Source organism: Arthrobacter sp. TB 26 (assembly GCF_000427315.1).
GTDB lineage: Bacteria > Actinomycetota > Actinomycetes > Actinomycetales > Micrococcaceae > Arthrobacter.
Window position 1 is genome coordinate 1 of record NZ_AUPJ01000389.1, and the last position, 13,693, is coordinate 13,693.

At 66.8% G+C, this 13,693-nt stretch carries 13 protein-coding genes; 4 read left to right on the forward strand and 9 right to left on the reverse strand.

From position 1 onward, the window contains the following. Positions 1 to 583, reverse strand: a 583-nt coding sequence (gene coaE / locus K789_RS0115065; RefSeq protein ID WP_024367483.1) for a dephospho-CoA kinase, incomplete at its 3' end; no start/stop codon positions are given. 22 nt (positions 584 to 605) lie between these two features. Between coaE and K789_RS0115070 the strand changes: the two genes are divergently transcribed. Further along, complete coding sequence (locus K789_RS0115070; RefSeq protein WP_024367484.1) at positions 606 to 1,304, forward strand: IMPACT family protein; 699 nt, start codon at positions 606 to 608, stop codon at positions 1,302 to 1,304. After that, positions 1,291 to 1,830: a GNAT family N-acetyltransferase gene (locus tag K789_RS0115075; protein WP_024367485.1), complete on the forward strand. Its 540-nt coding sequence runs from the start codon at positions 1,291 to 1,293 to the stop codon at positions 1,828 to 1,830. The genes K789_RS0115070 and K789_RS0115075 overlap by 14 nt, the downstream gene beginning before the upstream one ends. A gap of 301 nt (positions 1,831 to 2,131) precedes the next feature. Here the strand turns inward: K789_RS0115075 and K789_RS0115080 are convergent, their stop codons facing one another. The 4 genes from K789_RS0115080 to polA form a co-directional block, all read right to left on the reverse strand. Beyond that, positions 2,132 to 2,314, reverse strand: a complete 183-nt coding sequence (locus K789_RS0115080) for a hypothetical protein (RefSeq protein WP_024367486.1) — start codon at positions 2,312 to 2,314, stop codon at positions 2,132 to 2,134. Between the two features lie 331 nt (positions 2,315 to 2,645). Continuing rightward, complete coding sequence (gene rpsA, locus K789_RS0115085; protein WP_024367487.1) at positions 2,646 to 4,127, reverse strand: 30S ribosomal protein S1; 1,482 nt, start codon at positions 4,125 to 4,127, stop codon at positions 2,646 to 2,648. A gap of 210 nt (positions 4,128 to 4,337) precedes the next feature. Continuing rightward, positions 4,338 to 5,627, reverse strand: coding sequence for a GNAT family N-acetyltransferase (locus tag K789_RS0115090; protein WP_024367488.1), 1,290 nt, complete (start codon positions 5,625 to 5,627; stop codon positions 4,338 to 4,340). A 75-nt stretch (positions 5,628 to 5,702) separates the two neighbouring features. Then, positions 5,703 to 8,570, reverse strand: coding sequence for a DNA polymerase I (gene polA / locus K789_RS0115095; protein WP_084507589.1), 2,868 nt, complete (start codon positions 8,568 to 8,570; stop codon positions 5,703 to 5,705). On the opposite strand from polA, the gene K789_RS0115100 reads away from it, so the two are divergent. Next, positions 8,569 to 9,033, forward strand: a complete 465-nt coding sequence (locus tag K789_RS0115100; RefSeq protein WP_024367490.1) for a hotdog fold thioesterase — start codon at positions 8,569 to 8,571, stop codon at positions 9,031 to 9,033. The two genes, polA and K789_RS0115100, sit on opposite strands and share 2 nt — an antisense overlap. Positions 9,034 to 9,047: 14 nt before the next feature. Here K789_RS0115100 and K789_RS0115105 read toward each other — a convergent pair whose 3' ends face one another. The 4 genes from K789_RS0115105 to K789_RS0115130 all read right to left on the reverse strand — a co-directional run bounded on the left by K789_RS0115105 (position 9,048) and on the right by K789_RS0115130 (position 12,722). Beyond that, positions 9,048 to 9,599, reverse strand: coding sequence for a dihydrofolate reductase family protein (locus K789_RS0115105; protein WP_024367491.1), 552 nt, complete (start codon positions 9,597 to 9,599; stop codon positions 9,048 to 9,050). Between the two features lie 61 nt (positions 9,600 to 9,660). Continuing rightward, positions 9,661 to 9,882: a hypothetical protein gene (locus K789_RS0115110; protein ID WP_024367492.1), complete on the reverse strand. Its 222-nt coding sequence runs from the start codon at positions 9,880 to 9,882 to the stop codon at positions 9,661 to 9,663. Then, positions 9,882 to 11,093, reverse strand: coding sequence for an inorganic phosphate transporter (locus tag K789_RS0115115; RefSeq protein WP_024367493.1), 1,212 nt, complete (start codon positions 11,091 to 11,093; stop codon positions 9,882 to 9,884). Before K789_RS0115115 ends, K789_RS0115110 begins: the two co-directional genes overlap by 1 nt. 762 nt (positions 11,094 to 11,855) lie before the next feature. Continuing rightward, positions 11,856 to 12,722 (reverse strand): universal stress protein, encoded by an 867-nt coding sequence (locus K789_RS0115130; protein WP_024367495.1) that lies wholly within the window; start codon positions 12,720 to 12,722, stop codon positions 11,856 to 11,858. Positions 12,723 to 12,883: 161 nt separating this feature from the next. On the opposite strand from K789_RS0115130, the gene K789_RS0115135 reads away from it, so the two are divergent. Beyond that, positions 12,884 to 13,693, forward strand: an 810-nt coding sequence (locus K789_RS0115135) for a hypothetical protein (RefSeq protein ID WP_051181090.1), incomplete at its 3' end; no start/stop codon positions are given.

The following is a 13,693-nucleotide window of genomic DNA, read 5'->3' on the forward strand; positions in this document are numbered from 1 at the left end:
CCAGCCGGAACTTCCAGAGCCGGTCCACCGCGTCCCGGAGTTCCTCCTTGGAGCCTGAGTTGTCCAGCACGACGTCTGCCGCCGCCAGCCGGTCCTGCCTGCCGGCCTGTGCCGCCATCCTGGCCCGCGCATCCGCGGCGGTCATGTGCCGGTGCTGCATCATGCGCTGCACCCGGACCGCGTCCGGGGCGTCCACCACCACGACCAGGTGGAAATTGTGGCCCTGGCCGGTCTCGACGAGGAGCGGGATGTCCTGGACCACAACGCCGGCTTTAGGGGCGGCTGCGGCAAGCGCGGCGGCACGCTCCCGGACGAGGGGATGGATGATGCTGTTGAGCACCGCGAGGCGATCCGGGTTGCCGAAGACAAGGGCGCCGAGCTTCGGCCGGTCGAGGCCGCCGTCGTGCGTCAGGACGGCTTTGCTGAAGGCGTCCACCACCTTGGCGAGCCCCGGCGTTCCGGGCTCCACGACCTCGCGGGCCAGGGCATCGGCGTCGATCACCACGGCACCGAGTTCGCGCAGGCGCGAGGCGGCCACTGACTTGCCTGAGGCGATGCCGCCCGTCAACCCGATTTTCAGCACCCCACCAGACTAAACTGATCCGGTGGCTGATGACGCGGTTTTCCCGGAGAGCAGGGCCACTGTTTACACCACGCTGGCGGCGGGCCCGGAGTTCCGCCACGAAATCGATGTGAAACGCTCCCGCTTCATCACCGTGCTGCACCGCACCGCAGACGAGGAGAGCGCCCGTTCGGTCCTCGCCGGACTGCGCCGGGAATTCCACGACGCGCGGCACCACTGCTCCGCCTTCGTGCTCGGTCCGGACCGCGATGTCCAGCGTTCCAACGACGACGGCGAGCCGTCCGGCACAGCCGGCATCCCGATGCTCGACGCGCTGCTGAAACGCGAAACCGCGCCAGGCGTAACGGACCTCAGCGACGTGACCGCTGTGGTGGTGCGGTACTTCGGCGGGATCCTGCTCGGCACCGGCGGTCTCGTCCGGGCCTACTCGGAATCCGTGTCCGCCGCGTTGGACCGGGCGCCGCTGGTGCAGCGCCGCCGGCTGCGGATCTGCTCGGTCAGTGTTCCCCATACGGCGGCCGGGCGGCTGGAACACGAGTTGCGCGCCGCCGGATATGTGATGGCAGAAACCAGTTATGGGGCGCAAACTACTGTCCTGAGGTTGGCTCTGCCGGATGATCCGGCGGGCCTGGCTCGGGCGGGCGAACGGCTCGCCTCGCTGTCTGCCGGAACCGCCGAATTGCTGCCTGGAGAAACGGAGTGGATCGATGTCCCCCACTGAGCCTTCCGAGGCCGCTGAGCCCACCCCCGCCGCTGTCCGCCTCGTCGATGTCTCCGAGACGGTCCTGGAGCAACTCCTGACCGTGGCGATCCAGGACGCCGACGCGGACGAGGTGACCCCTCCCCTGGGCAGCGCCGCGGGCTGGAACTCGGAAAGGATCAGCTGGTTCCGCGAATACCACCATGCGGCGGCAGGGCTCGACGGGCCCGCACAGCAAAAAAGCTGGGCCATCAGCTCCGACGGGGAACTGGCAGGATCCATCCGCCTCAAGCGGTCCGGGGCAGGCGCGCTGGAAACCGGCGTCTGGCTCGGCCGCAGCTTCCGGGGCAAGGGGATCGCCCGGGAGGCCCTTCGCCTCGTCATCGCCCGGGCCGCCGCGTCCGGGGCTTCGGTGCTGGAGGCCGACACAACAGCCGGGAATGCCGCGGCGCTGGTCCTCCTGCGCTCAGCCGGGGCCGAGCTCCAGGAAGGCGAAGCCTCCGACGCGGCAGCGGTCCCGGTCAAGGCCAAAATCGCGCTGCGCTAGCGTCCGTTGTGCCCACCCGCCCGGCCCGCCACTGGACATGCCCCGTGCATGGCCACGAAGCCACCGGTGGACATGCCCCACGCTGGCCGCAGAGCTTGGACATAGTCCCGGTGTGCCCACCCGCCGGGGCCAAAGCTGGACATGTCCCGTGCATGGCCAAAGCCAGTGGTGGACATGCCCCACGCTGGCCGCAGAGCTTGGACATCGTCCCAATGTGCCCACCCGCCGGCGCCACGACTGGACATGTCCCCGCGCCCATGGCTACGCGGCCGCGACCGCAATCTCACCTGGCGTCGTCCACCTAGATGGTGGACTGCATCCGGGCGCCTGCCTCGAGGGAAGCAGCCGCGGCGAGGACTACGAGTTCCGGTGCTTCTGAGGAATTCAGCAGGTTGATCGGGGTGTTCTCGAACTTGAACTCAGTCGAGGCATCATCATCGAACGCCGCCGGACATGCTCCCCCGTAGGGAATGCGAAAGGACATAGTGGCCACATGTCCGACGTCGGGAGCCGGAACTGGACATGTCCCCTCGCCGCGACCATCCGGCAGACCGGGCATGCTCCCCCGGCGCGGCGCGGCACGGACCCACCAGCAGCTCTGGGCATGTCCCGCCCCAGGGCCGAAGGGTGGACATAGAGCCCACATGTTCAATGGCAGCACCCACCACTGGGCATGTCCCCCTGGGCCTAAACCCACTGGGCATGTCCCACAACGCAAAGTGGCCGCCCCCGCAGGGACGGCCACCTTGACGGTGCTACTTCAAGCTACGAACTGCCAAGCCCCGGGGAGCGGACTCCCCGGGAACGAGTGGCAGTTAGTTGCCGGTCAGCTTCTCGCGCAGTGCTGCAAGAGCCTCGTCGGAAGCGAGCGTGCCGCCACCGGTGTTGGACTCGGCTGCAGCCGGCTCGGAGGAGTAGCTGGTGGTGCCGGAGTCGCTCTCACCGGACGTTGCAGCTGCAGCGTCGTCGGCAGCGTGCTGGGCAACCTGCTTCTTGTGGGCTTCCCAGCGGGTCTGGGCGTCAGCGTACTGCTGCTCCCAGGCGGCGCGCTGCGTCTCGTAGCCTTCAAGCCACTCGTTGGACTCCGGATCGAAGCCCTCCGGGTACTTGTAGTTGCCCTCTTCGTCGTACTCAGCGGCCATGCCGTAGAGAGCCGGGTCGAATTCGGTGGACTCGGCGTCGACGCCCTCATTGGCCTGCTTGAGGGACAGCGAGATGCGGCGGCGTTCGAGGTCGATGTCGATGACCTTGACGAACAGCTCGTCACCAACGGAGACAACCTGCTCGGCCAGCTCAACGTGGCGCACGGCGAGCTCGGAGATGTGGACCAGGCCTTCGATGCCGTCTTCAACGCGAACGAACGCGCCGAACGGAACCAGCTTGGTGACCTTACCCGGAACAACCTGCCCGAGGGCGTGGGTGCGGGCGAAGGTCTGCCACGGATCTTCCTGCGTAGCCTTGAGCGACAGGGACACACGCTCGCGGTCCAGGTCGACCTCGAGGACCTCGACGGTGACTTCCTGGCCAACTTCGACAACCTCGGACGGGTGGTCGATGTGCTTCCAGGACAGCTCGGAAACGTGAACGAGGCCGTCTACGCCGCCCAGGTCCACGAAGGCACCGAAGTTGACGATGGAGGAAACGACGCCGGGACGAACCTGGCCCTTTTCCAGCTTGTTGAGGAACGTGGAGCGGACCTCGGACTGGGTCTGCTCGAGCCATGCACGGCGGGACAGCACAACGTTGTTGCGGTTCTTGTCCAGCTCGATGATTTTGGCTTCGATCTTCTGACCGATGTACGGAGCAAGGTCGCGCACACGGCGCATCTCGACGAGGGATGCGGGGAGGAAGCCGCGCAGACCGATGTCGAGGATAAGACCACCCTTGACAACCTCGATGACGGTACCGGTGACGACACCGTCTTCTTCCTTGACCTTCTCGATGTCGCCCCAGGCACGCTCGTACTGAGCGCGCTTCTTGGAGAGGATCAGGCGGCCTTCTTTGTCTTCCTTGGTGAGCACCAGGGCTTCGACGAGATCGCCAACGGAGACGACGTCTCCGGGATCAACGTCGTGCTTGATGGACAGCTCGCGGGAGGGAATGACACCTTCGGTCTTGTAACCGATGTCGAGCAGAACTTCGTCGCGGTCGACCTTGACGACGGTACCTTCGACGAGGTCTCCGTCGTTGAAGTACTTGATGGTGGCGTCGACTGCTGCGAGGAAGTCCTCAGCGGTACCGATGTCGTTAATCGCGACTACGGGGGTACCGGGCTTCTCGGTGGAGGTGATGGTCATGTAGTAGGGGCTCCGTTGTGGATAGTGAGTCGGTCAGGCAAACCGCTGCACCCGGGTCGGCGACACGGGCACAGAACACGGCATATCGCCGGGTCATCCTGATTTGTGGATTGAAGATGCGCGCACGTAGTACACGCCCGTTTAGTCTAGTCGTATACGGGAACGCCGGTCAAAGCGCAACGGGACGGCGCAACTGGACGGCGGAGGCCCCTAGAAATGCGTCAGGCAGTGCGCCGCGCGTTCGACGGCGAACATGAGTCGCGCTGTCCGCGCGGCCCCCGGAGTGTGCTCCGTGATCCGGCCGGCGGCCGTCAGAGTCACCGGGCAGACAGCGCCCAGGTAGATGGATCCGAGTTCCGCGACGTCGAGGGTGAGGTCCGGTTTGGCGCCCTCCGGGGCAGCCTCCACGCGTGCTTCGCCGGCGCTCACGACGAGAGTGAACGTCCCGGTCGCGAGGCCCTGGCTGTCGGTGACGTGCAGGACCAGGCTGCCGTCGGATGAGTAGCGTCGCGCACCCAGGGCCTTGGCCGTATCCAGGATCCGGAGCCAGAGCATGTCTCCGTTCTCGGAGGACTCGATGCAGCGCGGGTCCTCCAGGGCCCACGACAGCGGGTCGTCCACGGGGGCTTCGGCCCACGTGACCCGCTGGATGAGGTCGATGCTGCCGAGGAACTGCCACAGCTCCAGGTAGCCGGACTCGGTTGCCGCCACGAGGTCGATGACGTCCATGGTGTGGGGCTTGGTGTCCCAGCCGGAGAACTTGTAGGCGACATAGCCGTCCACGACGCCGCCGGCGTCGTAGTGCAGGGCACAGCGGATTGACTCGTCCTCCGCGCCGTCCCGGCCGAGGGTTCCCGAGCTGCGCTGCCGGTACGCGTCCTGCCGCACGATCGACCCCGGGGTGACCCGGTGGACGCGGTCGAACACCGCCGGTGCCAGCTCGAGCAGAACCTTCCGGTCGGCGATCTCCACGGTGCCGGTCGGATTGTGCCGCAGCCGGAACCGCGGGCCGGTGTCCACTTTGATGCTGCGTTCGAACGTCGCGACGCCGAAGCCGAACCGCCCGTAGATGGAGGCCTCCGACGCCGTCAGGGCAGCGATCGCCAGGCCGTCGGCTTTCGACGCGGCCAGGTCCGCTGTCATCATCCGGCGCAGGAGCCCCTGGCGGCGGTGGGTTCCGCGGACGGTCACGGCGGTGATCAGCTGCGTTTCGAGCTGCCTGCCATAGCCGACGTTCAGGTCTTTGCGCAGGGTCCCGAAGGTTGCCACCGGGATGTCGGCCGACAGGGAGTGGGCGGCGACGGCACCGGTCTGGTAGACCCCGGTCATTTCACGGTTGTCCACGCGGTACATGGCCATGACCTTGTCCACGAACTCGTCCTTGTGCCGCTCGTCGTAGAACCCGACGCCGACACCGCGCAGCCAGGAAACCCCCAGCGCGTAGTCCGGTTCGCCCTTTTCGGCTGCACGGAACCGTCGGAGCTCGTAGTTCTCTGCCATGTGTTCTCCCCCTGGAAATCCTGCGGTGCCCGGGACCCTCTGGAGGGACCCCCGGACACCGCGCTGACTGGACGGCTAGTGCCCTGCCTCGTACCAGCTGGAACCGATGCCGATCTGCACGTCCAGCGGAACGGTCAGCCTCGCGGCCGAGCCCATCTGCTCGGTCACGAGCTTCTCCACGGCGTCACGCTCGCCGTGGGCCACTTCGAGGACCAGTTCATCATGGACCTGCAGCAGCATCCGGGATTTCAGGCCTTGGCCGGCCAGCGCGCCTGAGACGCCCAGCATGGCGCGCTTGATGATGTCCGCGGCCGAGCCTTGGATGGGCGAGTTCAAGGCCACCCGTTCGGCGATTTCGCGGAGCTGGCGGTCGGTGCTGGTCAGGTCCGGCAGGTACCGCCGCCGTCCCTCGATGGTGGCGGTGTAGCCGTCGATCCGGGCCTGCTCCACGACGCCGCGGAGGTAGTCGCGGACCGCCCCGAAGCGCTCGAAGTACTCCTTCATGAGCGTCCGGGCCTCGTCCACGGAGATCTCCAGCTGTTTGGACAGCCCGAACGACGTCAGCCCGTAGGCCAGGCCGTAGGACATGGCCTTGACCTTGGACCGCATCGCGCTGGTGACCTCGGCCGGGGGCACATGGAAGATGTGCGAGCCCACGTAGCGGTGCAGGTCCTCGCCCTCCTTGTAGGCCTGGATCAGTCCGGGGTCGCCGGAAAGGTGGGCCATGATCCGCATTTCGATCTGCGAATAGTCGGCGGACAGCAGGCAGTCGTAGCCGTCGCTCACGACGAAGATGCTCCGCACGCGGCGGCCTTCCTCGCTGCGGACGGGGATGTTCTGCAGGTTCGGGTTGTTGGAGGAGATCCGCCCGGTGGCGGCCACGTTCTGGGCATAGGTGGTGTGGATCCGGCCATCCTCGGCCACGGACTTCTTCAGCGATTCGACCATCTGCCGCAGTTTCGCGGATTCCCGGTGGGCCATGAGCTGGACCAGGAATTCGTGGCCGGTCTTTTCCAGCAGGTTCTTCAGCGAGGCGGCGTCGGTGGTGTAGCCGGACTTGATCTTCTTGGTCTTGGGCAGCCCCAGTTCCTCGAACAGCACCGTTTGCAGCTGCTTGGGCGAGCCGAGGTTCACCTCGTGCCCGATCGCGGCGAAGGCCAGCTCCTGGGCGTTGTCGATCACCTTGGCCAGGTCCGCAAGCTGCTCGTTCATCCGGTCCATGGACACGGCGATGCCGTCAAGTTCCATCCGGGCCAGCACCTGGCTGACCGGCAGTTCCAGGCTGGTCAGCAGCTCCTGGGCCTGGCGGACCCTCAGCTCCGTTTCGAAGTGGTGGCTCAAGGCGAACACGACGGCGGCCTGCTGCACCAGCGCGCCGGCCGCGGCGCCGTCGTCCTCTCCCCCGAAGGCGAGCTCGAGCTGCCCGGTCTTGGCAGCCTCCGTGGAAACCGTCATCTTGAGGTGGTGCTGCGCGAGCTCGGCGAGTTCGTAACTGCGGCGGTCCGGCTGGATCAGGTAGCCGGAAATCGAGGTGTCGTCCACGACGCCGTCCAGCCCGAGGCCTCGGGCGGTGAAGGCCTTCAGCGCGGCCTTGAAGCCGTGGGTGACCTTGGCTGCCTCCGGGTCAAGGAGCCAACCGGCGAGCACGGACTCAGCCTCGGCGTCCAGCGCCGTGAGGTCGATGTAGGCCGCCGCTTCCTTGCGGAGCACGGCGATCGCCGGGGCGTCGTCGACGATGCGGCCCGGGGCAAAGTCGACGGCGAGGGCGGAGCGGTAGCCCTTGCCGGCGTCGAAGAATGCCTTGAGCTCCACCGCGTCGCTGAGGGTGGAGAACTCCGGGACGTCGATGCTGTCCTGCCCGGCGTCCTCGGCTTCGTTGCCGTAGAGGGCGAACAGCCTGGTGCGGAGCGTCTTGAACTCCAGCCGGTCAAAGATCTCCTCGATCGCATCGTGGTCCGGACGGGGCTCCTCCAGCTCCTTGAGCGAAACGGGCAGTTCCAGGTCGGTCAGGAGGCGGTTCAGCCTGCGGTTCCGCTTGACGGACTCAATGTGCTCCCGGAGGGCGTCGCCCACCTTGCCGCCGATCGAGTCGAGGTTCGCCAGGATTCCTTCGAGGCCGCCGTACAGGTTGATCCACTTGGCAGCGGTCTTGGGGCCGACGCCGGGCACGCCGGGAAGGTTGTCGGCCGACTCCCCGACCAGTGCGGCGAGGTCCGAATACTGCGGGGGCGTGACGAAGTACTTGGCCTCGATGGCCTCGGCGTCCATCCGCGGGATGTTGCTCACGCCGGTCTTCGGGTAGAGCACAAAGACGTTGTCCGTGATGAGCTGGAAGGTGTCGCGGTCGCCGGAGACGAGCAGCACTTCATAGCCCGCGGCCTCGCCCTGGGCGGCCAGCGTGGCAAGAACGTCGTCAGCCTCGAAGCCCGGCATGCTGATGGTCTTGATGCCCCAGGCCGTCATGACCTTCTCGATCAGGTCGATCTGGCCGCTGAACTCCCGGGGCGTCTCATTCCGGCCGCCCTTGTAGCCGTCGTATTCGGCCTTGCGGAACGTCGTGTCGTCGGAGACGTCAAACGCCACGGCGACGTGCGTGGGCTTCTGCTCTTTGATCAGGTTGATCAGCATGGAGGTGAAGCCGTGGACGGCGTTGGTGTGCTGGCCCGTCGACGTGGCAAAATTCTCGGCCGGCAGCGCGTAAAAGGCCCGGAAAGCCATGGAGTGGCCGTCGAGGACCAGCAGCCGGGGCTGGTCGGTGATGGGCACCACCGGGGCTTCGGTGGCGGAGACCTCCGCGACGGCGCGGCGGGGCTTCTTCGCGGGCTCGGCGACGAGGACGGAGGCAGCGCCGGCGGCAGGTGCCGGGTCTGCTGCGGTGTCTGCCGAATGGGGGGAAGGGGCCGGTTTGGTAGTTTCGCTCACAGGTGCCAGCCTAGTTCCCATGAAGGACAATTTCACGCCGGGCCCGTACGCGGCCGAGCTGGCAGCTGCCGGGATTCCCGAGGAAATGCACGACTGGCTTGGGCAATACGGTGTGGGAGCCCTGGTGGTGAAGATGGGGATCCATTTCCTGGAGATGAGTCCCGAGCGCACGGTGGGCACGATGCCGGTGGAGGGCAACACCCAGGTGGCCGGAGTACTGCACGGCGGCGCCCATGTGGTGCTGGCCGAGACGCTGGGTTCCTTTGCCGCCGGAATGCACGCCGGGCCGAAGCGCCAGGCCCTGGGAATTGACGTCAGCGCGACGCATCACCGGTCCATCACCGCGGGCACCGTGACCGGCACGTGCACGGCAATCCACCTTGGCCGAACCCTCACGACCCACGAGATCGTGATGACGGACGAGCAGGGCCGCCGGCTGTCGACGGCGCGCATCACCAACCTGATCCGCGACATCGCCGGGTAGGCACTGCACAGGGCCTAAGCCGGGCTGCGCCCGAACCGGTAGCGCAGCTCCACAATGCCCCGCCCCAGGGTGTGCGACGAAACCAGCTCCAGGGGCGGCGTCGGCCCTGCCATGGGCAGCACCGCTTTGCCGTTGCCGAGGACCACGGGGATGATCGAAATGATGATTTCGTCGAGCGCACCGGCGTCCGCGAACTGCGCCGCGAGGATACCTCCGCCGACGATCCAGACGTTCCGGCCCCCCGCGTCGGCCTTGAGGTCCTCGACGAATTCAGCGACGGGCCCGCGGACGAACGTCACGTCCGCTCCCGGGGGGGCAGAGAGCTCGTGGTGCGTGAAAACCCAGCAGGGCGTCGAGGGGTACGGCCAGGTGCCGGGTTCGTGCTTCCGCAGCCAGGCGTAGGTGTCGCCGCCCATCACAATGCAGCCGACGTCGGCCATGAAGGCGTCGTAGCTTTCCTTGCCGCCGGCGAAACCGTCGAACTGGAGCAGCCAGTCCAGTTCGTCGTCAGCGGTGGCGATGAATCCGTCCAGCGAGGACGCGACAAAATACTGGAATCCAGGCATGGCACCAGCCTAGCCAATCCCGGCCGGGGTGCCCATCCTCCGCGCTACATGCGGAGGCGCGCTACTTGCTGAAGTAGGGAATGATCAAGTACAGCCCGAACAGCACGGCGAGGCCGCACAGGCCAAAGCACACGTAGGCGAGCGGCCGGACCCAAGCCGGCTTTCGTTCACTGACGTCGCCGGCGATGGCGGTGAGGCGGACCCCCAGGGCGTACAGGACCACGACGGTCACTGCAGCGACGAGCGTTGCACCCGCCACTTGAACCAGTTCCAGCCACTTCATTACAGGTCGCCCTTCGGCTTGTCGTTGGCGCGGCTGACGGCAAGCGCCTTCTTCTTGCGGAAGCGCACGGCGGCGCCGGCTTCCTCAACTTCGACGGCATTGTGGTGTCCGACATGCGACTTCTTCGAGTGGAGGAACATGTAGGTCACGGCCGCGGTGCCAGCCACGGCGGCAATGACCACCCCACCGACACCGGTCTTCACGAGCAGCGCGGTCAAGGCCCCCACAATCCCGGCAGCCGGCAGCGTGAAGAGCCAGCCGAGCGCAATCTTTCCGGCGGTGCCCCACCTGACGGTGGTGCCGCGGCGGCCCATGCCCGAACCGATGACGGAGCCGGACGCCACCTGGGTGGTGGACAGTGCAAACCCGAGATGCGAGGAGGCCAGGATGGCGGAGGCGGTGCTGCTTTCGGCGGCGAAGCCCTGGGCAGGCTTGACGTCCGTAAGTCCGGATCCCATGGTGCGGATGATCCGCCAGCCACCGGAGTAGGTGCCAAGCGCGATGGCGAGGGCGCAGGTGGCAATGACCCAGAACTGGGGTCCGGAGCCGGGCTGCTGGGTGCCGGCGGCGATCAGCACAAGCGTGATGATGCCCATGGTCTTTTGTGCGTCGTTGGTGCCGTGGGCGAGGGCAACGAGGCTGGAAGTGAAGATTTGGCCGGTGCGGAAGCCACCGCGCTTCTGCGTGAGCTTGCTGCCGGTCTCGGCGTCGTGGCGGGAGGTGAGCGCGTAGGCCAGTTTGGTGCAGAGGTACGCGACGCCCCCGGCGATGATCGGAGCGAAGATTGCGGGGAGGATCACCTTCTGCATGAGGCTCTCGAAGTTCACCGAGTGGATGCCGATGCCGGCGATGGCCGCGCCGATCAGTCCGCCGAAGAGCGCGTGCGAGGAACTAGACGGCAGGCCTTTCAGCCATGTGATCATGTTCCAAAGGATGGCGCCCATGAGGCCCGCGAAAATGATTTCCGGCGTGATCTGGATCCCGTCGGAACCTTCCTTGATGATGCCGCCCGAGACGGTCTTGGCCACTTCCGTGGACAGGAACGCGCCCACCAGGTTCAGCACGGCGGCGAGAGCGACTGCCGTTTTGGGTTTGATCGCACCGGTGGCGATGGGGGTGGCCATCGCGTTGGCCGTGTCGTGAAAGCCGTTCGTGAAGTCAAAGAAAAGTGCCAGCGCTATCACCAGCGCCACCATGATGGTGATTCCCACCTGTTGCCCAATCTGCAGAGTCGACGGTCAGCGGTTTCATTCCCCGTTGCCACAACATTCGTACGGAGTTAACCGGGCGGGGGTGCAGCGTTCAGCAAAGTAGCCTGACGCCTTAGATCGTACGGGGGAAAGGCAGCAGGGCAAAACAAGCGCCGGACGTGCGCAGCCCTGCGGGTCCATGCTGCACTCGGGGTCCGTCAGCCCTGCTGGAGGTCGGGCGCCCTCCCGGCGTCAATCATCCCGGCGATCCTCTCCTCCAGCGCGGCAAGTGCGGCGTCCGGCAGCACAATGAGCCCGTCCAGCTGGCGGCGCGCACGCTTGTACGCGGTTTGCCGCTCCGCCGGTGTGGCGGCGGNGCCGCGATCCGCGGTAGCTTCCGGGCCGTCGCGAGACGCTCCCGTTCCGGGCCGGAGAAGCTGCTGTCCCTGATCCTCCGCGCTTCCCGCTCGGCGACGTCGAAGGCAAGTTCGAAAGATGCCCGACCTCGGACCGGCCGGCCTGCTCCACCTCCGCCGCCTGGTTCCGGAGTTTGTAGAGTTCCACCCGGCGTCGGTGACGGCGTTCGCTGGCCCTGGCCCAGGAGCGCGCCCAGCCTCCGAACAGTCCGCTCAGCGGGAAAATGAGCCACCAGAAGTGACCGACAAAATCGAAGACGCGCTCCACGGGATCATCCACCCATCCGGCTGAGGAAGCCTCAAGGGTCTCGCCGCAAGAAAGCCCCTTCGGGGGGGCTCTCTCGCGGAGGATTTTTGGCCCTACCGGTCAGTCCCCGTGCTTGACCTTGTGTACCCGGGTCACGAGGGTCGGGCACGGCACGTTGAGAAGGACGGCGTGGGCGGTGGAGCCGAGCAACATCCGGGAGAAGCCTCCACGGCCGCGGCTGCCCACCACGAGGAGCCGCGCGTCCTTGGCGGCTTCGACGAGCGCCTTGGCGGGTTCGGTGTCGGTCTCCAGGCGCTGGTGGACGACGAGGTCGGGGTACTTGTCGCCCAGCCCGGCGACGGATTCGGCCAGGACGACCCGGTCCTCCTCGAGGATGGTTTCGGCGAGCCCGCTGTTCGGCAGCTGGTTCTCGACCCAGCGGGCCGGCCTGCGGAAAGCGAGGACCACGGTCAGCTCGTCACCGCCCCGGTCTGCTTCCGCTGCGGCGAAGCTCACGGCTTGCAGGGACTCTTCGGAGCCATCCACACCAACCACCACTCCGTGGTCTCCGCCGCGTTTCAGCGGGATCACTGCTGCGGGGATTTCCGAGGCGGAGACGATCTGCAGGGCACGGTCCGTCATTGGACCGCCGTCCATCCAATGCTTGTCATGCTCGCCGACGACCACCATGGACGCTTCCTTGGAAACCTCCCGCAGCACCGAGCCGCCGCTGCCATGACGGAGCTGGATGTCCACCTTGACGTCGGGCGCCTGCTCGCTGGCGCTGGCCTGTGCCTTCTGGAGCAGTTCCATACCCGATTGCCTGATGAGCTCGTGGTACTGGAAATCCGGGGACATCCAGCGGTCGTCCACAGCGTGGATGGCGATGACCGGAAGCTTGTCCCGGGCCGCCCGCTCCAGGGCCCACGTCAGCGCGGCCTCGCTTCCGGCCGATCCGTTGATACCGACGACGATTGGTTTGTTCATTCTGAATCCTGCTCTTTTCCGTGGCGCGGTCTGTTCTGCATCGCATGATCCGGGCGGCAGCACCAAGAGGCCGCCGACACTCCAGTGTGCGCCGGGGGGCCACCGCCGGTTAGGGCCTTAAGCCCCTCACTCGCCCTTGCCCGCCTGCGTAGCGTCGAGCCATGAACCAGGATGCGTGGCTGTCCGCCATTGCGTGGTTGGCGGCATCCCCGGAACCTGCCGTGCGCCGCGCGGCGCAGCTGGACTTCCTCGGCACCCCGTGGGCCGAAGGCTCCGTAACCAACGGCAGGGTCGTGTCCTCCCTGTTGTCCGGCCAACAGCCCGACGGCGGCTTCGGGGTCCATCCCTACCGGAAATGGACGGGCGCGCACTGGCGGCTCGTCTCCCTCGTCGACCTCGGCGTCACGGCGGCGGATGCACCGTCACTGCTGGACGCCGCCGGTACGGTGCTCGGGTGGCTGCACGGCGACCAGCACCGGAGCCAGATCCGTGTCATCAACGGACTCACCCGACGCTGCGCATCGCAGGAAGGAAACGCCGTCTACGTCTGCAGCCGGTTGGGAATGGCGTCGGATCCCCGGGTGGCTCAACTGGCCCACGACCTGGTGCTCTGGCAATGGCCCGACGGCGGCTGGAACTGCGACGTCGGCGCGAGCGGGCGCCGTTCCTCCTTCCATGAGACGCTGCCCGCCGCCAAGGGGCTCTACGCATTCTGCAAAGCCACGGGCGATCCTGCGGCCCGGGAGGCCGCCGAACGGGCGGCCGAGCTGTTGCTGGCACACCGGCTCTTCAAATCTTCCTCGACCGGGCGTCCGATCGACCCGCGGTGGGTCAAGCTTCGGTACCCGGAGTTCTGGCACTACGGCATCCTCCCGGCCCTGCTGCTGCTGTCCCGAATGGGGCTGTCGGGAGACCCCCGCGCCCTCGAGGCCGCCGAGCTCCTGCGGAGCAAGATGCTGCCGGACGGGCGG